The following is a 787-nucleotide window of genomic DNA, read 5'->3' as shown; positions in this document are numbered from 1 at the left end:
CTCCAATACAATTTCATCCGTATAGTTTGATAAAACTCGATTATAAGAATTATATGAAAACTGTTCTATCAAATCATTATCTATAATGTACTTTATTTTATTTACGAAGCATTTCACATCTAATTTCTCAACAATAAGTGAATCATTTTCTATAACACTTCTATTAAATCCTTGTGAAGTCGTTATAGGAATCAATCCCCACGCCATAGCTTCAGTTAAAGCATTAGAATGGCCTTCTCGTGGTTCTTTTGACGGAAAAATATAAAAGCTTTTATCTACTAAATGTTTTTTCAATTCTTTATGATTACAAGCAGGTAAAATATTTATACGAGATTCTAAGTTACTTTCTTTAATTTTACTTTTAATATAATCTGTATAGAATTGACTTTCGCTATTTCCAATAATTTCTAAATAAACATTATTATACTCTTTCGCCAACAGAATAAAAGTATTAATAACGATATCGGTATTCTTCATTTTAGATAATCGTCCAAAATATATCAAATTAATTTTATCTTTCGGCTTTTGAGGATACTGCTGAGGGTAAAAATCACCTTGAACATAATTAGGGTAATAGAAGATTCTCTTATTGGTATCTATTTTCTTTATTAGAGAAAAATTTTCTTTCCCTTGAGAAAATATTTCGTCACTTCTCCTTATAGCTCTTTTAAAAAAAAATTTATATAGAAAATGTCCTTCTTCATAATATTGATTAGCACCTCCACCTCTCATTTCATAAATGACTTTATAATGAAGTACTTTAGCTATGGCGATTAATAAATATTCA

1 protein-coding gene is annotated in these 787 nt (G+C 27.1%); it reads right to left on the bottom strand.

Features of this window, described 5'->3' with window-relative positions:
- Nucleotides 1-787: glycosyltransferase (locus BSAG_RS0223215; RefSeq protein WP_008997550.1), on the bottom strand; the 787-nt coding region annotated here is incomplete at both ends.

Source organism: Bacteroides sp. D1, assembly GCF_000157095.2.
Taxonomy (GTDB): Bacteria; Bacteroidota; Bacteroidia; order Bacteroidales; family Bacteroidaceae; genus Bacteroides; species Bacteroides xylanisolvens.
This window is presented reverse-complemented; position numbering and strand designations above follow the sequence as displayed.